At 60.0% G+C, this 18,538-nt stretch carries 20 protein-coding genes and 3 pseudogenes; 19 read left to right on the top strand and 4 right to left on the bottom strand.

Going from position 1 to position 18,538, the window contains the following annotated elements:
• The first annotated feature begins 21 nt into the window (after positions 1-21).
• The 5 genes from X760_RS67525 to X760_RS67505 are packed head-to-tail and all read left to right on the top strand — an operon-like array spanning position 22 to position 4,945.
• The gene (locus tag X760_RS67525; RefSeq protein ID WP_023721825.1) at positions 22-981 is read left to right on the top strand and encodes a sugar ABC transporter permease; all 960 of its coding nucleotides are present in this window, start codon (positions 22-24) and stop codon (positions 979-981) included.
• Positions 978-1,868 carry a carbohydrate ABC transporter permease gene (locus tag X760_RS67520; RefSeq protein ID WP_031194860.1) on the top strand — a complete coding sequence of 297 codons (891 nt, stop codon included), beginning with the start codon at positions 978-980 and terminating at the stop codon, positions 1,866-1,868. Before X760_RS67525 ends, X760_RS67520 begins: the two co-directional genes overlap by 4 nt.
• 10 nt (positions 1,869-1,878) lie before the next feature.
• Positions 1,879-2,976: an ABC transporter ATP-binding protein gene (locus X760_RS67515; RefSeq protein WP_023721823.1), complete on the top strand. Its 1,098-nt coding sequence runs from the start codon at positions 1,879-1,881 to the stop codon at positions 2,974-2,976.
• A 33-nt stretch (positions 2,977-3,009) separates the two neighbouring features.
• On the top strand, positions 3,010-4,173 hold the full coding sequence (locus tag X760_RS67510; RefSeq protein WP_023721822.1) for a mandelate racemase/muconate lactonizing enzyme family protein: 1,164 nt from the start codon (positions 3,010-3,012) through the stop codon (positions 4,171-4,173).
• 22 nt (positions 4,174-4,195) lie between these two features.
• Positions 4,196-4,945 carry a ribonuclease activity regulator RraA gene (locus X760_RS67505; protein ID WP_023721821.1) on the top strand — a complete coding sequence of 250 codons (750 nt, stop codon included), beginning with the start codon at positions 4,196-4,198 and terminating at the stop codon, positions 4,943-4,945.
• 457 nt (positions 4,946-5,402) lie between these two features.
• On the opposite strand, the gene X760_RS67500 is transcribed toward X760_RS67505, so the two are convergent.
• On the bottom strand, positions 5,403-6,305 hold the full coding sequence (locus tag X760_RS67500) for a LysR family transcriptional regulator (protein WP_023721820.1): 903 nt from the start codon (positions 6,303-6,305) through the stop codon (positions 5,403-5,405).
• 215 nt (positions 6,306-6,520) lie between these two features.
• Between X760_RS67500 and X760_RS67495 the strand changes: the two genes are divergently transcribed.
• Together X760_RS67495 and X760_RS0139500 are read left to right on the top strand one after the other, a co-directional pair.
• Positions 6,521-7,318: an NmrA family NAD(P)-binding protein gene (locus tag X760_RS67495; RefSeq protein WP_245278718.1), complete on the top strand. Its 798-nt coding sequence runs from the start codon at positions 6,521-6,523 to the stop codon at positions 7,316-7,318.
• A 46-nt stretch (positions 7,319-7,364) separates the two neighbouring features.
• Positions 7,365-8,687, top strand: a complete 1,323-nt coding sequence (locus X760_RS0139500) for an MFS transporter (RefSeq protein ID WP_084643007.1) — start codon at positions 7,365-7,367, stop codon at positions 8,685-8,687.
• Positions 8,688-8,800: 113 nt separating this feature from the next.
• Here X760_RS0139500 and X760_RS75420 read toward each other — a convergent pair whose 3' ends face one another.
• Entirely contained in the window at positions 8,801-9,385 is a 585-nt protein-coding gene (locus X760_RS75420; RefSeq protein WP_023721817.1) for a CGNR zinc finger domain-containing protein, read from the bottom strand.
• Between the two features lie 128 nt (positions 9,386-9,513).
• Between X760_RS75420 and X760_RS75415 the strand changes: the two genes are divergently transcribed.
• The 5 genes and pseudogenes from X760_RS75415 (at position 9,514) to X760_RS75405 (ending at position 11,555) form a co-directional block, all read left to right on the top strand.
• Entirely contained in the window at positions 9,514-9,900 is a 387-nt protein-coding gene (locus X760_RS75415) for an alpha/beta fold hydrolase (RefSeq protein ID WP_245278717.1), read from the top strand.
• 322 nt (positions 9,901-10,222) lie between these two features.
• A pseudogene (locus X760_RS75410) lies at positions 10,223-10,523 on the top strand (DUF1236 domain-containing protein).
• Between the two features lie 154 nt (positions 10,524-10,677).
• Positions 10,678-10,881: a CsbD family protein gene (locus tag X760_RS67485; protein ID WP_031194857.1), complete on the top strand. Its 204-nt coding sequence runs from the start codon at positions 10,678-10,680 to the stop codon at positions 10,879-10,881.
• Between the two features lie 104 nt (positions 10,882-10,985).
• The gene (locus X760_RS0139495) at positions 10,986-11,312 is read left to right on the top strand and encodes a hypothetical protein (RefSeq protein WP_031194855.1); all 327 of its coding nucleotides are present in this window, start codon (positions 10,986-10,988) and stop codon (positions 11,310-11,312) included.
• A gap of 84 nt (positions 11,313-11,396) precedes the next feature.
• Positions 11,397-11,555, top strand: coding sequence for a KTSC domain-containing protein (locus X760_RS75405; protein ID WP_023721813.1), 159 nt, complete (start codon positions 11,397-11,399; stop codon positions 11,553-11,555).
• 38 nt (positions 11,556-11,593) lie between these two features.
• Here the strand turns inward: X760_RS75405 and X760_RS67480 are convergent, their stop codons facing one another.
• Positions 11,594-12,016: a YidB family protein gene (locus X760_RS67480; protein ID WP_023721812.1), complete on the bottom strand. Its 423-nt coding sequence runs from the start codon at positions 12,014-12,016 to the stop codon at positions 11,594-11,596.
• 861 nt (positions 12,017-12,877) lie between these two features.
• Here X760_RS67480 and X760_RS67470 point away from each other — a divergent pair.
• Positions 12,878-13,438 carry a DUF1003 domain-containing protein gene (locus X760_RS67470; RefSeq protein ID WP_023721810.1) on the top strand — a complete coding sequence of 187 codons (561 nt, stop codon included), beginning with the start codon at positions 12,878-12,880 and terminating at the stop codon, positions 13,436-13,438.
• 360 nt (positions 13,439-13,798) lie between these two features.
• Positions 13,799-13,897: pseudogene (locus tag X760_RS78305) on the top strand (DUF736 family protein); the annotation flags it as partial.
• A 115-nt stretch (positions 13,898-14,012) separates the two neighbouring features.
• On the opposite strand, the gene X760_RS67465 reads toward X760_RS78305, so the two are convergent.
• Positions 14,013-14,630 carry a MucR family transcriptional regulator gene (locus X760_RS67465; protein WP_348633254.1) on the bottom strand — a complete coding sequence of 206 codons (618 nt, stop codon included), beginning with the start codon at positions 14,628-14,630 and terminating at the stop codon, positions 14,013-14,015.
• A 476-nt stretch (positions 14,631-15,106) separates the two neighbouring features.
• Between X760_RS67465 and X760_RS0139490 the strand changes: the two are divergent.
• The 5 genes and pseudogenes from X760_RS0139490 to X760_RS67450 all read left to right on the top strand — a co-directional run.
• Positions 15,107-15,358 (top strand): annotated as a pseudogene (locus tag X760_RS0139490) (DUF2285 domain-containing protein); the annotation flags it as partial.
• A gap of 336 nt (positions 15,359-15,694) precedes the next feature.
• Positions 15,695-16,252, top strand: coding sequence for a methyltransferase dimerization domain-containing protein (locus X760_RS78300; protein WP_023721806.1), 558 nt, complete (start codon positions 15,695-15,697; stop codon positions 16,250-16,252).
• A complete protein-coding gene (locus X760_RS78295) occupies positions 16,252-16,680 on the top strand; it encodes a methyltransferase (RefSeq protein ID WP_023721805.1) in 429 nt (142 codons plus the stop codon). Before X760_RS78300 ends, X760_RS78295 begins: the two co-directional genes overlap by 1 nt.
• 408 nt (positions 16,681-17,088) lie before the next feature.
• Positions 17,089-17,466 carry a hypothetical protein gene (locus tag X760_RS67455; protein WP_245278716.1) on the top strand — a complete coding sequence of 126 codons (378 nt, stop codon included), beginning with the start codon at positions 17,089-17,091 and terminating at the stop codon, positions 17,464-17,466.
• Positions 17,467-17,610: 144 nt separating this feature from the next.
• Entirely contained in the window at positions 17,611-17,976 is a 366-nt protein-coding gene (locus X760_RS67450) for a hypothetical protein (protein ID WP_023721803.1), read from the top strand.
• Positions 17,977-18,538: the final 562 nt, after the last annotated feature.

Genomic DNA, 18,538 nt, shown 5'->3' with positions numbered 1-18,538 from the left:
AAGAATAAGGGCACGCCACAAGTGACGATCGTGACCGGCAAGGCCGAGGCTCGCCGAAGATTGCAACCCGGTACAGCCGGCACGCTGCGGAAGATCTGGGAGCATCGCGCGGACTACGCGTATGTGCTCCCGGCGATCGCCGTGATGCTCATCGTCATCGCCTATCCGATCTACTACACGGTCGAGCTGTCGTTCTTTAAGACACCGCCTGGTCTGCAGCTCCGCGACAAGACCTTCATCGGCTTCGACAACTACACGACGATCCTCACCAGTCAGGTGTTCTGGAAGGTCACCTGGAACACACTGATCTGGACGCTGGGGTCCACTTTCATCTCCTTTGTCCTGGGGTTTGCAACGGCGCTGGCGCTCCACCGCGACTTCATCGGCCGTGGTGTCTTGCGCGCTATCCTGATCATCCCTTGGGTCATCAGTGCCGTCGCCGCCTCCTATATCTGGAAGTGGATCTACCATTCGGACTTCGGGATCATCGGCGCGGTGCTGGTCGGCCTCGGATTGGCCGACCGGCCGCCGAATTTTATCGACAATGTCAGCACGGTGCTGCCCTCCCTGATCGTCGTCAATATCTGGCGCGAGTTTCCGTTCGCCATGATTATGATGATGGCCGGCCTGCAGACAGTCCCCGACCAATTGCTGCGCGCCGCAAAAGTCGACGGTGCCAGTGCATGGCAGCGCTTTTGGCACGTCACCTTCCCGCACTTGCGCAACGTCTCGGTGGTGACGATGCTGCTGCTCGCAGTGGCCAACTTCAATTCCTTCATCATCCCCTGGATCATGACCGGCGGCGGGCCGTCGAACGCATCGCATATCTGGATAACCCACATTTATGAGCTCGCCTTCGGACGGCAGCGCTGGGGCGTGGCATCGGCCTATTCAGTGCTCCTGTTCCTCACACTGATGACACTGGGCTACTTCTACGTCCGTGCGCTAAGCGGCAACGAGCGGAAAGAGGGCAGCGCATGAGCACGATTGCCGAGACAGCCTCTCGAGCCCCGACCCGTCGCCGCATGCGCGTCGACGGTTGGCGGTGGGCCGGGCGCATATTCCTCGTGTTCATGCTGCTTTATACTGCGTTGCCGATGATCTGGATGCTGATCACCTCGATCAAGTCCGGATTCGCGGCGACGCAATTCCCGCCGCAATGGTGGCCGGACGAGCCTACCCTCGCCAGTTACCAGAAGCTGCTCGATCCGCAGAACAGCGTCGGCCAGGATTTCCTCCGCTTCTTCTGGAACAGCCTTTTCGTGTCGACGGTTACGACAATCCTTTCGGTGATCGTGGCTGTCCCTGCGGCCTACGCGTTTTCGCGCTTCAGTTTCCCCGGCCGGAATTTCCTGTTTTTTGCCGTGCTGCTGCGCAATATGTTCCCGGCGGTGATCTTTCTCGTGCCACTCTTCATCCTGATGCGCGCGATCGGGCTGGTGAACACGCACGGCTCGCTGATACTCACCTATCTCACCTTCGGCCTGCCGCTGGCGATCTGGCTGCTCAAGGGCTTTTATGACAACATCCCGGTGCAGCTGGAGCAGGCGGCGCGCATCGATGGCGCCACACGGTTCCAGGCCTTCATCATGATCGTGATGCCGCTCTCGACGCCGGGGATCATCGCCACCGCAATCTATTCCTTTATCGGCGCGTGGAACGAGTACATCTACGCCTACACCTTCCTCTCCAAGAACGAGCAGTTGACCCTTCCGGTTGGCATCCAGCGCTTCTTCTCGGAAAATACGACGGACTTTCCGGGCCTGATGGCGGCCAGCTTCATGATGAGCGTGCCCGTCGTGGTGCTGTTCCTGGTCCTGCAACGATACTTTGTACGCGCCCTTACAGAAGGCGCGGTCAAGCACTAGGGAGTTGCCGATGGCCCACGTGGTCCTCCAAGATCTCGTCAAGAGCTATGGCGGCTTCAAAGCTGTCAACCACGTCTCGCTGACGGTCAATGACGGCGAGTTCGTTGCGCTCGTCGGCCCTTCAGGCTGCGGCAAGACAACCACGCTCAATCTCGTCGCCGGGCTGACCCCGATCACATCGGGCGACATCATCATCGGCGAGCGGGTGGTCAACGACCTCGACCCCAAGGACCGGGATATCGCAATGGTGTTCCAGAACTACGCGCTCTACCCGCAGAAATCGGTCTACAAGAACCTGGCGTTCCCGCTTCAGATGCGCAAACTCCCTAGGGACGAGATCGACAAGAAGGTCAAGGAAGCGGCGCGAGTGCTCGACATGACGCATCTGCTCGAGCGCAAGCCGCGCGAACTTTCGGGCGGGCAGCAGCAGCGCGTGGCCCTTGGCCGTGCCCTCGTCCGCGACCCTGCGGTGTTCCTCATGGACGAGCCACTGTCTAACCTCGATGCCAAACTGCGCGTGCAGATGCGGTCGGAGATCAAGCGCTTCCACCAGGACCTCAAGGCGACGATCATCTATGTGACGCACGACCAGCTCGAGGCCGTGACCATGGCTGACAAGATGGCGGTGATGAATGGCGGCTACCTGCAGCAATACGATTCACCGGCGCAGGTCTTTGCCCATCCGGTGAACATGTTCGTCGCCAGCTTCATCGGCAGCCCGGCGATGAGCCTTATTCCGCTGGAGGCGTCGACGGCAAACGGAAACACGGTGTTGACCGGCGCCGAGGGCTGGCGCCTTGAGCTCTCGCCGCGCAATGCCCAGAAGGTCGTGAGAGCGACGACCATGAAAGTCGTGCTCGGCGCACGTCACTCGACGATCAAGCTCCACAAGAGCGCGGTCCCCGGTTCCATTCCGGCCAAGGCCTACACCGTGGAACCGACCGGAGACGTCACCTTCGTGCAGGCGTTCCTGTCCGGCGCCATCGTCAACGTCAGCGTGCCGCCGAACATTGCCGTCTCGCCCGACGAGCAGATCTGGCTCGAGTTCGACCAGGAGCGGATGCATCTGTTCGACGGCGAAACTGAAATGGCCCTCAAAGCCAACTGAGATAGGGCCGATGCGTGTGGAACGTGGGCGTGGATGACTGAGAAGCTTAAGATCACCGCGATCAAGCCCTATCCGGTTTGGGTAGGAACGCGCAACCAGATGCTCGTCAAGGTCGAGACCAACCAGGGCATCTTCGGCTGGGGCGAGAGCGGCTTGAGCGGTCGCGAGAGGGCCGTGGCCGGCGCGGTCGAGCACTATCGCGAGTTTCTCATCGGTCGCGACCCGATGCAGATCGGGCGGATCTGGCAGGAGGTTTACCGCAGCCAGTACTTCGAAGGCGGGCGAGTCCTGCAGGCGGCGATTTCCGCCATCGACATCGCCCTTCACGACATCAAGGGCAAGGCGCTGGGCGTGCCCGTCTACGAGCTGCTCGGCGGCAAGCAGCGCGACCGCGTCCCCACCTTCGCCTCGACCGGCGACGAGGCCGAGGGCGATGTTGCCATCGGACGGGCCCGCGAACTTCGCGCACAGGGGTGGCAGGCGATCCGCTTCTTCCCCTTCGGGCAAAACAGCAAGGACATCTTCGAGCCGCGCGAGTCCATCGGCGCTACCGCGGGTATGCTGAACAAGGCGCGCGAGGCGCTGGGCGACGACGCCGTTCTCGGCATCGACTATCACCATCGGCTGTCGGTGGCAGAGGCGGCGAGCTTCTGCAACAAGCTCGGCCGCGGCGTGCTTGATTTCCTCGAGGAGCCAATACGGGACGAGACGCCGGAGGCCTATGAATCGCTGCGCACGATGACCGACATCCCCTTTGCCATCGGCGAGGAATTTGCCAGCAAGTGGCAGTTCCTGCCCTACATCGAGCGCGGCATCCACCAGTTCAACCGGCTCGATGTTTGCAACGTCGGCGGGCTCACCGAGGCAATGAAAATCGCTGGCTGGAGCGAGGCGCACTATGTGGACCTGATGCCGCACAATCCGCTTGGTCCAGTGTGCACGGCCGCTACCGTGCATCTCGCCGCCGCAGTACCCAACTTCGCGTGGCTCGAGACCAGGGCGCCCGAAACAAAGCTGGGCTTCGACAGTTCCGACTTCTTCCCCGTGCAACCACGGCTCGACGGGACCGATTACCCGGTCGGCGATCTGCCGGGGCTCGGCGTCGAGGTCAACGAAGTGGCGGTCCAGGCGCAGAGTTTGCGTTTCTGGGAAGCGCCTCACCTTAAGCGCCGCGATGGTTCTGTTACGAACTGGTAGTTCCATTCATCCGGAGTCGACAATGACGCATACTTCCGACATCACGCGGCCGCCTAAAGACCTGATCGACGCGCTGAGGGAGATCGGCGCCGCGACGGTTGCCGGCACGCTTGGCCAAATGGGCTTCCGCAATCCGCACATGGTCGGTCCGGTGGCGCAAAACCATGGGAAGTCGATCGTCGGGCCGGCATTGACGCTGCAGTTCCTGCCGCAGCGGCCGGACCTGTTCACCGAGGGAGAATATGCCGATCCGGAGACCCAACTTCACCGGCACGTGCTCTACCACGCGCAGGAGGGCGATGTGGTCGTGGTCGACGCGCGCGGCGACATGAGCTCGGGTGTCTTTGGCGATATGATGTCGACTTATTTCAAGGGCAGGGGCGGGGCGGGTATCGTCATCGACGGGTGCATGCGCGACCGGCCCAATGTCGAAAAGCTCGATCTACCCCTATGGCTGCGCGGCTGGACGCCAAACTATCATGTGCAGACCAGCATCTATCCCAATGCCGTCAACGTTCCGATTGCCTGCGGCGGTGTCACGGTGATCCCCGGCGACATCATCGTCGCTGACGACGACGGCGTGGTGGTGCTTCCCGTCGTGATGGCCCCGAAGGTGATCGAAGAATCACAGAAGCATCACGATTGGGAGGAGTTTTCGCGAGCCAAGCTCATGGAGGGGGGCCCATTGCAACGCTACTATCCGCTGCATGACGATGCCCGCGGGGAGTACGAGGAGTGGCGCAAAGCAAATCGCTTGGAAAACCCGAGTTAGCGCATCAACTACCTCGTGGCGGGGCCGGGGAGTCGAGTTTCGTCGTCGGGCGCCCACTGCACTGCACTGAACGATCGAGACGGTCCGGCTCCCGCCATCTCGTGCGGGCACCAAGCGTTACACCATGCGGACCTCCAATGGCTAACCGGAAGCCTCATCAGCGCCTAGAAGCTGACGTAGCACCGGGCGTTCGGCAGCGAGTTCCGCGACGATCGACGCCATTGGCGAAGGCGTGACGAAGCTTGTACGGGCTGCTGCAGAGTAACCTCATGTATCGCCAAGACACGCCAGGAGGCGGCTGCTGATCCTTCTCGCAGCGCGGATCACCTAGTCTCTAGGCGCGTCGAAACGCTTTTTCGGCGTCCGCCGGTACGAGGCACGATCAGCCTAGTCTAGTTCGAAAGAGCTCCTGAAGGCGACAAACGGCGGCAGGCTTAACAGAAAATCAGATGTCGGTTCAATTTCGCTCGCTGTCCCCAATGACTAGGTTCTGAACCAGGAAGTCGATGAAGACGCGCATCTTGGCAAGTGGAAGCCGGGTCGCTGGCCACACCACATGAATCGGGATCGGCGGTTGTTCGAACGCTGCCAGGATAACCTCAACCGCCCCGTCGTCTACCAGGTCTCTTACTTGCCAGAGTGGTACCCGACCGATGCCCAACCCCGCAGCGACCGCCGCATGGCTTGCGGCGGCATTGTCGACGTGAAATCGCGCACCCACATTGACGCTCAGCTGCTTGCCGGCTTCCAGGAATTGCCATTTTCCAGCATCGCGGTCGGTGTTGCGGAAGATGCACTGATGGTTCGCTAGCTCCTTCGGATGTTGTGGCCGCCCGTACGTGGCGAAATACGACGGAGCGCCGAAAATGACGAGACGCATCGCTCCAAGGCGCCGGGCCTTGAGATCGTAGTCGCGGAGTTCCCCGATGCGAACAGCAAGGTCGAGTTCATCTTCAATGAGATCGACGAATCGGTCCGACAGTTTGAGGTCGACCTCGATCCTCGGATAGCGCTCCATGAAGCGGGCCACGACGGGTACCAGGTAAGTAGGGCCGAAGAGCACCGGCGCTCCTACTCTTAGGAGTCCGAAAGGTTCGGCACTGCGCTTGCCGGCTTCGGCCTTTGCTTCGACAATCTCAGACAGTGCCGGTTTCACCCGTCGATAAAAGTCGTGGCCTGCCTCAGTCGTTTGCGTGTTGTGGGTGGTTCGGCGGACCAATTCGACGCCGACGCTGGTTTCAAGCGCGGCAAGCGACCGGCTGACAGATTGCAAGGAGCGGCTGAGGTGCCGCGCCGCGGCTGAGAGATTGCCGCGCTCCACGACAGCGAGAAACGCCTCAATGTCTCGAAATCCGCCCATGATGATCTCTCAAATTTAGAGAGACCATATCACATTTTCCGCGCCTACCATCCGAAAAGCGGAACTCGATATTTCACTCGATGGGGCAGGGACGCCACCTCGCTACGAAAGGAAGAACTCATGTCAGAACCCAAGAAACGAACTGTTCTGGTTGTCGGTGCGTCCGGCCGCAGCGGCGGCTTCGTCGCGGCCGAGCTTGCCCGGCGGGGCATGCGGTGAGGGCGTTGGTCCGCAGTGAGTACGCTGCTGCGACGGCACGCGCGAGCGGAGCGACCGAAATTGCTTCAGGTGACCTTCGAGATCCGGAGAGCCTAAAGGCAGCGCTGAGAAACGTCGACGGAGTCTATCATGTCGGACCGCCGTTCGTGGCCGATGAAGCGGACCTAGGCATAACCATGGTCAAGGCCGCAAAGCGTGCCGGTATCCGCAAGTTCGTTTTCTCTTCAGTTATCCACCCGGCGAACGGACTTGCAAACCACGCAAGCAAGCTGCCCGTTGAGCAGGCCATTCTCCGCGCGAATTTGGATTACACCATCCTCTATCCGGCGACGCTGTTTCAGAACATGGCAGCTGCTTGGAAAGGCGTGGTGGAAACCGGCGTCTTTGCCGAGCCGTTTGCGAAAACGGCGCGCCTGGCGCGTGTCGACTACCGCGACGTCGCCGAAGTGGCGGCCGAGGCCCTGACGTCCGACCGGCTCGCCTACGGCTCTTTCGAGCTTGCGGCAGAAAGTATGCACGATCGCGTTGAAATTGCGGGGATGATGAGCGTCGCCCTTGGCCGGCCCGTGGAGGCAGCCGAGGTGACGTTCGAGCAATGGACCGCTGTCGCGAAGCCGCCCTTCCGGGGGGAGCAGCTTGCTCAGCTCGAACGGGTATTTCAGTCCTATTCCGACTTCGGTTCCGCCGGAAACAGCCTGACCTTGCGTGCCATCCTCGGACGCCAGCCCCGCACGTTGCATCAGTTTTTCGAGGAACTTGCTGCAGCGTCGCGCGGGGCGGCCGCGGCCGCCTGATCTCATCGACGCCTTCGGCCATTTTCTCGCAAAGAGGGTATCTCCGATGTCGGTCTCCCAATTGATCTTCCAACTCGTGCCACGGCGCAGACACGGAACGTCATCTCTCGATTACCCTGGCAGAAGCAATGCCTCTGCCACCGAGGGCCGCTTGGTCCCAGTTTTCACCGCCGCCATCGCCGCAATCGTATTGAGCCTCTATGCCTCTCAACCGTTGCTCGGCTTGATTGGGACTACATTCGAGGTTGGTCCGGAAATGGCGGGGTTGGTTCCGACCGTCACACTGCTTGGTTACGCAGCCGGACTGATCTTCCTGGTCCCGCTCATCGATCTGATGGAGAACCGTTGGCTTATCGGGCTGACACTTGTCCTCATGGTGCTTTCGCTGATTGCCAGCGCGCTTGCCCCAACGGCGGCACTTTTTCTTGTCGCCTCGACCTCCGTCGGCATCACCTCCACGGTCGCGCAGATGCTCGTTCCGGTCATCGCGAGACTGGCGGCGGAAAAAGATCGGGGCCGCATCGTGGGCACGGTGCAGAGCGGCATCGTGGTGGGCGTCCTCCTGTCGCGCCCGTCCGCAAGCCTGGCTGCCGAGTTTCTTGGATGGCGTGCATTCTATGGTATCATGGCCGTATTGGTTGCTGTGCTCGGCCTGATCCTTGCGCGCGTTGTCAAGGCTCATCGCCCGGCGACCGGTCTTCAGTACGGCGCTCTCATCGGATCGCTTTGGAAGCTGATCCGTGAAGAGCCATTGCTGCGCCGTCGCGTGCTTTATCAGTTCCTGCTGATGGCTGCCTTCAATATTTTCTGGACGGCGGTCGCCCTGAGGCTTGCTGAGCCACCATTCGGGCTCGACCAGATTGGCATTGCAGCCTTCGCACTGGTCGGCATACCCGCTGCGTTGATTGCGCCTTTCACGGGCCGGATCGCCGATCGAGGCTGGTCAGATGGCGCAACGCGATTTGCACACCTGTCGGCTTTCATCGGCGTCGTGCTCATCGGATTGCCAACTTCCGGCGGCTGGGGTCTCTGGGAGGCGGATCGCTTCCCCTGGCTGTCGCTCGCGGCGTTGGCCATTGGGGCGGTTCTGCTTAATCTCGGTACTGTCGCCGACCAGGTGCTCGGCCGCATCGCCATCAACACAGTCCGACCGGAGGCGCGCGGACGCATGAATGCGCTTTTCACCGGGTTGTTCTTCTTGGGTGGGTCGGCCGGCTCCAGTCTCGCTGGAGTATGCTGGGCCCAGGCCGGCTGGGCAGGCATCAGCGGTGCAAGCTTGGTCTTTGCCTTTGCTGCACTGATCGCCAGCTCTGCGAACTGGCATCCGGGGACACCTTCGGTGCCGGGGGAAACCTCAACAAACCTGTAACAAACGAATAGTCAGCTCGCGCCGAGCTCGCCGGTGGCACAACGACGCGCCATGATGTTTGAATCCGGAGCCCACAATATGCGACGAATGAGGCCATGGCGCGGGATGCGTTGTCATCTTACCTCGTACGATGCCACTTGGCCCCGATGGCGGGCTACCTTTTCGCGATTCCCGCAAACCCGCATATTGCACCAGCGACGTTTTCCGCCCCGTGAGATGTCTACGAAGAGCCACCCACATCGTGGGCACACGCGGAGCCTTGCGCGGGGTAGCGTAAAAAACGCCTCGATGGACAAGAACGCAAGGAATGCGGTCACCAAGGCTGGGTCTTCCCATTGATCAGACGCCAGAGCGAGCCGTGTCCCATCCCACGCGACTTGCTGGGCTCCCAACCTGTTTGCGGCGCGTGAGCATAAAAGACCAAGCGGTTGCGAGGGAGGCTCCAGATTTGAGGCGATCGCGTCGAAGAGCGCGTATGACGATTCCCGTATGTCACGAACTTCGTGGAGGAAGTGCCGATCCCGTATCTCGGCAACGGCCACTGCTTCCTGTTCGTCTGCCAACCCCGCGGCGAGCAACCACGTCCCGATATCGCGAGGGGAGTTGAAGAGTTCATTGTGCAGGGGCGGGTTTCGCCGGTCATACACGGCGTTCGAAAGGTCGAGGGCGGCGTGGCCGCCTATGAAGTGCTCTGGCACCCAGGCCGTGGGATCGCGCGACAGGGAACTTAACCTTTAATATTCCGTTACATGGTTACAAAACGTAACCGGATTGACCGATTTATCAGGTTTCTTCGCTCGCTGCAAACCAAAGACGGAAAACGGCCATGCTGAACGTTCATAAAGCCAAGCATCATACGGTCGAAGTGGACGGGGTGAACTTGTTCGATCGCGAGGCGGGGCGGCGCGATGCGCCCGGTGTCCTGCTGCTCCACGGCCAGCCCAGCTCATCGTACAGCTTCCGCGACGTCATCAACCCGCTGGCGGAAGTGGCACGGGTCGTCGCGCCCGATCTGCCCGGGTTCAGCTTCACGGAGGCGCCAGAAGACTATCCGTATACGTTGGAGGCCCTGGCGCAGACGATCGACCCGCTCAAGTCATGTGTATGTCGGGCCGGCGACGCTTCGTGCGCAGCAGCTGCCCTACATCCACACCGACGCCGACAAGCTCAGCTGGCGAAAAGAGGTGGGCGACAAGCTCGATCCAAAGGCTGACCCGCTGGCGGAGAAACGAAAGGCGTTCTGGGACCGCATCGGCACCATGCCCCCGGCCCAAGAGATCAGCGAGCTTGAGGCCCTTGGATATGGCCCAGGCGAGGAGCGCTCCAACAAGTCCTTCTGCCCGTTTAGGTAAGTAGCCTCGCACGGAAGCATCAAGCACCGTAGCGGAAGGTTGCCTCGCTGGAGGATTGCTATATGGGAAAGCAACTTTTATCTGCTGCGACAGGAATCTTATCGACGAAATACGATGTGGCGTTGTCNCGCACGGAAGCATCAAGCACCGTAGCGGAAGGTTGCCTCGCTGGAGGATTGCTATATGGGAAAGCAACTTTTATCTGCTGCCACAGGAATCTTTCTATTCGTAGGTATCGGAACCGCCGCCGCTCAGGACGTCATCATTCAGCCTGAGCAAGACATGGTGATCCGGGAATATGTAAAGAAGAAGCCGATAGCATCCCTGAGCCTTCCCTGTGCTGAGCTCAACATTGGCACCGCTCTGCCCGACACAGTCAGAGCTTTACGAAGTGCCGGACGTTCAGTACCGCTATGTAGTTGCCGAGGGACGAACCGTCCTGGTTGATCCAGGTACCCGCAAAACTTTTAAGATCTACGACTGATTTTCTACCTGAAGCCCGCCGTGCCGAAAAGGTGCGGCGGGCTTTTTGCGTTCAGCCGATCCAAGCAACTGATCGGGAAGCCTTTCGTTTCGTAGAACCAAAACCGGTGACAATCGTTTCGTAACTATGGCGATCCCGCCTGATGGAGAAAACCATGGACTGGAACCGCGTGGAAGGAAACTGGAAGCAGGTCAAAGGCAAAGTTAAAGAACAGTGGGGCAAGCTCACTGATGACGATCTCGATCTAATTGCCGGAAAGCGTGACCAGCTCGAAGGCAAAATTCAGGAACGCTACGGCATCGAAAAGGACAGGGTCCGATCCGACGTCGATGACTGGTACAGCCGCCAATCATGGTAGCGGACGATGCGCCCGCCGCCGGCATACGGCGGCGGGCAGCCTCACGGAACGCGCGAGATGCCGCGTTTGGTTCCAAAGTCGCCAGGAGCTATGTCGGGTTCTTCATGCTTACTGCCATCAATACTTCCGGTACTCCGGCAAGCGACGAGGTCGATAGCTTCGTCATCCTGCCACCTTCAGGGGCTCGGTCCGAAGCGGTGTTGCGCGAGGTCGAAGCATTCCTGAAGGCCTGCTTCCCGGAATATGATTTTCTTGCAAACGGCTGCGGCACGCCGTTCGACGATGACTACCAAATCGTGCCAATCCGTTGCGTTTGCGGCGAGGAGCCGGGCACGTTGCGCTTGCTCGACTTTCCTGACCCGTCCATCATGATGGGCATCGCTGCCGCTCTGAAAAGTTTCAGGCCAGGGCAGCCGCCGGCGCTGAACTAGAGGGACGGTCGCGCCGCCGGGCTTCCTTTGCGCCCCGCCATCAAAGACGAGGAACGCGACGGCTTTTCCGCTCGTTGATCCTTTATGCCCTCTACCTCGATTCGCAAAACGGAGTACGATCCCGAGCGGAAGGTACTTTCGGTGTGGTTCGTGGCCAGCGGCAAGCGGTACGAGTTTGAGGGTGTTCCGCCAGAGACCTTTGCGGCATTCAAAGCCGCGTTCGCGAAGGGCCGCGAGCGATAGCGACCCGGGATGACCTGACATGTCGTGGCGAGGTGGCGCTAAGTGCGACCAGTCCTTGGGACCTCGTCCAGGAGACTTGGACCTTTGCTCGGTGGCAACTGGCCGTCGGGAGTGAGCTTGTCCACTGCGTCAGGGAGTTCTCTTGTGAGCCGATCGAGAAGCTCGTCATGGGACAATCCAGTCTGCTCGGCCAGATCGTTCAACGTTTGCGGGTCGATTGCTTTTTCAACCTGCTCCCGCTGAACGGGTCGGTTTGATCCTTTACTTACCCACGAATCAACCTGGTCGCCGGCACCTGCATTCCTGAGGCGGTCCAGGATGTCGCCGAGGCCGCCGGGCGAGCCGGCACTATTGGGATCTGTCGATCTCTTTCCCGCGATCAGCTCGCCGATCTTGTCCTTGTTCTTGTAGGCAAGCAGGCCAAGCAACGCTATGGCGACCTTTCCTATGTCAAGGCTCATTTGTCGTCTCCTTCATCCAAAAGGGACAAGGCATGCGGCTCTGAAAGGTTCCGCCGGGTCGGATCTCCCACCGGAATTCCGGGCCAGCCTCGCACATGTTGTATATTAGCATCTGCGGAACTTTCGGCCCTTTCGCGTGTTGGTGCCTGTACTCCGGCCAGACAGCAAATTGTGATCAGCTGTTGGTTGCACTTGGCCCGTCGGCTTCGGTCGGCGGGCTTTTGTTGTCTTGGGCAGAACCCCCGCCTGCGACGATGGTTCGATCAAGCAGCACCGTGCCGCCAGCCGCATAACGGTTCGTTAGGCATGTTGAGGCGGTGATGGGACTATCTCCAAACGTTCCATCGACCGTCTTCCAAGCGCTCGGTAGGCGGGCAGGCATGCATCATCTCCCAATGGGTGTCGCCCTCGCCATTTCGCTTGCATTCGGTATAGTCGTGACGGCGGTTGCCGGGAAGGATCAGTCGGAAGGCTGCAGCACGTGGTGCTCATCGGTCCTGGGCGATGTTCCCATGAGGGGCACGCGTCACGATGTAGAGGCGGAACCGGACATCGGGCACTCCGAGCCCTAAACAGAGGGCCGTAGCACCCCCTGGACGACCGCGGTGCGCTGAGCCTCGATGCCCAGTCCCGAGCGGCCTTACCGCCGCGTGGAGACACCACTGCGCTCGGCAACTTGACCTCCCCAAGGGTGCGCAAACTGCAAACCACCGTTTGGTGGCGCCAAGCGTCTAAGACCCCGGGCCCCGGTAAAAAGCGGAGCCAATGATTAGATGGCTCTAGTCGGGAACAAAGTCGAATATCCATGATTTTGTACGTTGCCCTGAGTGGCAGTACCGATAGCTATCCAACGGGTGTTCCATGGATTCTCCAACGTTGCCTCCGCCACCTCCGACTGAACTCAGCCAAACACTGAAACGCAATATCCAAGCGATTGAGGAGCGCCGGGCGAAGGAAGCAAGCGATGCAACTTTGGAAGAGAAAATCGCTGAGGCGATTACTTCTTTTACGGGCAGTATGCGTTTCGTGTACCTTCACTTGGCCGTGTATGGCGGCTGGATCGTCTTGAACTTGGGCTGGATACCGATCACTCCGCCATTTGATCCGACATTCGTGATATTGGCTATGGTAGCTTCCGTCGAGGCCATATTCCTCTCGACCTTTGTACTGATCAGCCAAAACCGGATGTCAGTTGCCGCAGATAAACGGGCGGATCTGGACCTTCAGGTGAGCCTGCTAACGGAGCACGAACTCACAAAGCTTACTGAACTTGTCGATTCAATTGCGGATCGGTTGAGTGTAAAACCAGCCTTAAGCGATATAGAAGTCGGCGAGATTAAGAGAGACATTGCGCCAGAAGCAGTACTGGACGAGATCGAATCGAAGCAGCGGGAGACTGCGAAGAAGCTGGACCAGCGCTGAAGGTGGTGACGAAGGTCACTGATGTGTCTCCCTCTAGCTCATGGATCGACGTCTCCTTCCGGCGCGCCCTGGTCTTCAGCCAGAAGATTGCTTCAGTGACGGCCCTCGACCTTCACCGCTCGCCTTGCGGTATAGGTTCTCGGCGACCCGTGCGTCGGCCTTGATGGCGCCGCTCTCGAGCTTATGGGCATAGGTCGCCTTAAACCTGCTCGTCTGTGGCGAGCACGCAGGCAATGTCGCCCGTGCTAAGCCCGAAGCCGGCCAGCGCCTCCACCCTACCCGCGAGGTTCATCTGAGCGGGCCGGAAGCAGGTCAATCAGAACGAGCGCGTCGGCACCGCATGGAAGACGTCGCGAAAGCCGCGAATATCACTCGGTCAAGCTCGACGATCCAAGCTTTCCTGCTCCGATTTATGCAAGCGTGGTCGATACCCAGACAAAAAACGAGTTCTCGCTCATCATTTTCCCGCCGCGCCGCAGAGTGATCCGCCCCAACACGGAGCCCCGTCGCAAAAGGCGGGCTTCGCCACGTTCAGGTACGACACTGCTTGGAGCTCCTTATCGGGTGCAGCACGCTACGCTTTGACGAGTGCCTTGCGCGCCTTCTTCACCGGCGACTTGACGGCCGTTGCGGTTGTTGTCGCCGCCGCGGCGCGAGCAGCTCGTTTTGGTTTTTCTGCCGCTGCTGGTGCGGGCGCCGCCTTGCGCCCGAGCCCAATTGATTTCGCAAGAGCCGAGCGGGTGGCTGCGTAGTTCGGCGCCACCATCGGATAGTCGGACGGCAGGCTCCATTTCTGGCGGTACGCGTCGGGCGTTAAATTGTAATGAACTCCGATGTGCCTCTTGAGGGATTTGAACTTCTTCCCGTCTTCCAGGCAGATGATGAAATCAGGTGACACTGATTTCTTGATCGACACCGCCGGCTCCAGCTTGACTGCGGCCGGAACGACAGGCGTGCCGATCCCTTGCAAAGCAACATAGGTGTCCCCAATCAGCTTCGACAACTCGCCGACCGGCAAGGGATTGTTCGACACGTAGGCGGAAACGATGTCGGCCGTAATTGATGTGAGATCAGCCTGGTTGTTTCGGTCCGGAGAAACGTTCATCGAGTTTTCCTCTTGTCTAATGGCACGCGTTGAAACGGATGAGCTGTTTATTTCGGAATCAGGCAAACAATTCGTCGTTTCCGCCAACAAACCTCATTCGTTGCAAATATCAACCGGCACGCTTCGCTTTCATCAGCTCCAGACAAGGTTGGGAGGCGCTCGAGGTCGGCAGCCTGCTGATGAAGCAATGCAACAGCAGCTTATTCGGCGGGGTCGAGGTCCGACACAATGCCACCGATCGGCAGCGGCAGGAACGAGGCCCAGATCACTGGGCCCGCTGTCTGAGAAGTGCCAGGTCAGCGTCCCATTGACGTCGAAGGCTACAGCCGGACCGGTCTGCGCGACACGCGCATGAGCCCGCGGAAGCAGCGGCGATGATATCGCCGAACTCTCGCGCCCTCGGCATCGCCAGGCAGACATCCCCGGCTGTTCGGGTGCCTCGGCGCTTCAGAACGGCCATCCAGCATCCGGAGTTGGTGCGCAATCTGATCGTGATTACGATAGCGTTCTGGCGAGCTTTTCTCGCTTGACGCTTTGCCACGGGTGCGTTTTTCTCTTGGGCCATGCTCAAGCCCTTGCTAGACACCGACGTTGCCGACGAGGCGCCTGGCTACGACGAAGAGCACCTGCTTACCTTTATCCGCCTGCTTGATGCTTCTGACGAAGGGGCCGATTGGAGGGAAGTTTCTAGGATCGTTCTGCACGTGGATTCGGACAAGGAGCCGGAGCGGGCCTTCACAGCCTGGCAGACGCATCTAGCGCGCGCGCACTGGATGACCATCAACGGCTATCGATATCTTCTTTCCGGTGGCGCGCTGCGAAGCCAGGATCTGGTGAAAGTCACCGCGATGAAGATCGGAATGGTATGGACGGCTCGTTTGAACGGCATTTTGAAGTCCCAAATTTCAGTAGCTAAGCAGCGGCGCGGGTATGATCTTTCACAAACCCGCGCACCGGGTACAGCCCAACCCAATTCCACGCCACTGGCGTGGTGCAATGCCTGATAGACCGGTCGTGCTGTAGAGTGCGGCGTGTTTTTCACGGTCGGTCGCACAACTCTTCAGCTTGGATAGGTGAGGACAGCGCCGCCTCGGTCCAATCCGATCTTCCGAGCCTCAAACTCGGTCCTGGATTGCGCAAGGAGATGTGGCATGGTTGGTTCTGATCGGATCGACAAACTGATCGCAGCGGTGCCCGCGGCCTTGGCGCTTCGCGCCGGGCTGGACCTCGGCATCTTCACCCGGCTCGGGAGCAGCGCGGTGACCGCTGACGGCCTTGGGGCCGCGCTCCAAGTCGAGCCCGATCGTCTGTCGCGGCTCCTCTACGCGCTCGCCAGCATTGGTCTTCTCGAAGTCAACGATGGTCAATTTCGCAACGGAGCCGAAGCGTCAGCCTTCCTCGACGCGTCCAAGCCAACCTATCGCGGCGGCGATCATGCCCTCCTGCGGGAGCTCTGGGGAGCCGACTTGCTGACGGCAGAGTCGCTGCGACAGAACCGGCCGGCTGCGCTGCACGACTTCTCCGAAGCGCGGGCCGAGGCCGCGGCGGCTTTCAGCCGCAGGCTCGCACCGGGCGGGGTGATTTTCGGCCGACATTTGGCCCGGGAGATGGACCTCTCGGCGATCAGTTCGGTGATCGACATCGGCGGGGCTCCGGGACCATTCTTGTCGGACTTCGGGAGCGGTGGCCGCAGATTGCGGCGACGCTGATGGAGCTCCCAACGGTCGCAGCGGTCGCGCCAGCGATCCTGTCAGAATACGGTGCAGACGACGTGGTCGTCGAAGAGGGGGACATAACTGTCGCTCCATCGATCGGTCGGCACGATCTGGCGATCCTGAAGGCCGTCGTCCAGGTGCCTCCGCCGGACCAGGCGCGCAGTTCGATCCTGAACGCGGCACGTTGCCTCACACCCGGAGGCGAGATCGCAATTGCGGGGTGGGGTGTCGTCGATGACGACCGCCTCGGCCCGCCTGAGGGTGTCTTTCTGAATGTCACTTTCTTGAACCTCTATCGCCACGGCGAATCGTACACTGAAGGTCAGTATCGCGCGTGGATGACCGAGGCTGGATTCCGGGATATTTCGAGGTCGCGCCTGGCGGACGGCTCCACGCTCTTTCGTGCGCGCCTCACGGGCTGACCGTGGCTGAATCGTTGATTTTCGGACGCAGGGATCTCCGAGGCGCCCCGCGACTTGATTGCGGTTGCGGCTGTCTTGTCGCTGCTGCCGCCCGAGCAGCTCGTTTTGGTTTTTCCGCTGCAGCTCTTGCTGGCGCGGCCGCCGTTGGTGAACAACCGGGTCGCCGGTTCGGTACGCGCAGCAAACTCCCCCTCCGAGTGCTGCATTGGTCGGTGGCACCGATCGCAGCCTGCTTCTGACGCCCGCCCTGATACTGCCGTATTAAACGCAGAAGCCTACCGAGATTCCAATTTACCTTTTTCCCAGCCATCTGCGGCAATGGACTCTGTTCCCCAATGTGCCGCCACGTGCGGATGGCTATGTTCGAAGTAGCGGCGTCCTAGGTTCGGATAAAAGGAGTGGCCTGATTTGTTGCGTGCGAGACCTTTTCCCATCGTGGCAAGGATTGCTTTTCTGGTCACACTGGCCGGTGTCCTCGTGCTCGCGCTCTCACCGGTGTGGCTTTTGCAGAATTTTGGTTTCGGGTTCACCTCTCACGATGACAAGCTCAATCACGCCGCAGCGTTCGTCGTGTTGACGGCTATCGGCAGTCTTGGTTGGCCAGAGCACAGAGCAAGGCTGATAGTTTTTCTCGCCCTTACTGGCGGCGCGATCGAGATACTGCAGGGCATGCAAATAATAAGTCGCGACATGGATATCTTCGACTGGTTTGCCGATTGTGTCGGCATCGCGTGCGGGCTCGCGATTGCAAGCTGGACAAAGAAATTAGCTGACGGCTTCTCCTAGAGGTCGCATCCTGGCAAGTACGGGCTGGCCGCGTAAAGTACTTGCGCGGTGAATAGGATTTGCGGCACGCTTCGCTAAAGGATTTCCGCGAGGAGAATGGGATGGCCGTAGCTAAGAAGGACTCGGAGTCCCGGAACTAGACGCATGAAATACGTCATCGCCTCGCTGTTCGGCGCCTTGCTGCTGTTCGGTTTCATCGCGTTGGCTGGCGCTGGCCACGGGTGGATCGCGGGCGCGTTGAGTTGCCTGCCATTAGCTGCGGTCTCGTTTGCCGCTTGGCTCAACGCACTGCGCACTATACCTTCACTCCATATCGCTAACGGATTGCTTGTTACCGCATGCGTCGTGCTCGTAGGTACGGCGTATGGAACGCTATCAGAAGGCGCACGGTACTTCCTTGATTATTGGCACCTGCAAGGTCCCCTGGCCGGGCCGGTTATCGCCCTCATCTATTTCAACTGGGTCTTCGCTTGCGGGCTCACGTGGTGGCGTCGCCGCGCAGAGACTTAGCTTTGCATCGCCCTCCCGGGAACCCACTAGAGAGGACCGACGAGCAAGAAGACCATCGCTCGGCAATCGCAAGCTCCGCTTCCGTCCTCGCCTCTCTTTCTGGGTCCATATTGTCGGCGGCGATGAGCCGTCGCGGGGATTGCATGATTTCGCCTCGCGTCCATCCGGCCCAAGCAGGCAACCTACGATGGCTTGGAATCCCGGCCCCATGGCCTCCTGGCAGTATCTCGCGATCGGCACGCCGTGTCGTCTTGGCGGCGTGATCATCCTCGCTCCCTAGAGATACGCTTAGCCGGCACGCTACTCGATGATCTTCACAACCACGTTTTCACGGCTTGCTTCTGCGCGCGCGTAGTCGATGCTAGCGTTATAGTCCGCTTTAGGGCTGGCGATTCTTTCAGGGCGCTCTGCTGGACCGGCGATGATATGGGGAGGCGCTCGCAAATCGCGCCCCACGCGCGGGTTGATCGGTTGAACAACATCAAAGCTTGAATATGAGAAATGCGCTAACTGTGACGGCGGTGGTCACCGTGGCTCGAGTGTCAGCAGATGTGGTAAGGGT

Origin of the sequence: Mesorhizobium sp. LSHC420B00 (genome assembly GCF_000503055.1) — a bacterium.
In the GTDB taxonomy this organism is placed as follows: domain Bacteria; phylum Pseudomonadota; class Alphaproteobacteria; order Rhizobiales; family Rhizobiaceae; genus Mesorhizobium.
Note: the sequence above shows the minus strand (reverse complement) of the source record. Positions and strands in the feature narration are given on the sequence as shown.